We start from the raw sequence: 279 nt of genomic DNA, 5'->3' as shown, positions 1-279 counted from the left end.
ATCCACGGCGAACCGGTGACGTCGGCGACGTCGAACGAATGGCCGCCTTCGAGCAGCAGGTCGCGTACGGCTTCCTCGTGCGGCATGTTCGCGCGGCCGCTGTCGACGTAGCCCGCGACGATCGTCGCGAGGCGGCGCGCGGTGCCTTCGGTGAAGCGGAAGAAGCCGACCGATTCGCCGATCGTGTCGTAGTCGAGATCGACCGCGAGCTGCTTGCGCAGCTCGACCGGCACGCCGTTCTTCAGGCACAGCTTGACGGGCTCGTCGCCGGCCTCGAAG

1 protein-coding gene is annotated in these 279 nt (G+C 68.1%); it reads right to left on the bottom strand.

What is annotated here, in order from left to right; genetic code table 11:
• The coding region (locus AAEY78_RS12785; protein ID WP_352339700.1) for a hypothetical protein at positions 1-279 on the bottom strand (279 nt) is incomplete at both ends.

Source organism: Psychrobacter sp. 16-MNA-CIBAN-0192, assembly GCF_040309565.1.
Taxonomy (GTDB): Bacteria; Pseudomonadota; Gammaproteobacteria; order Pseudomonadales; family Moraxellaceae; genus Psychrobacter.
Note: the sequence above shows the minus strand (reverse complement) of the source record. Positions and strands in the feature narration are given on the sequence as shown.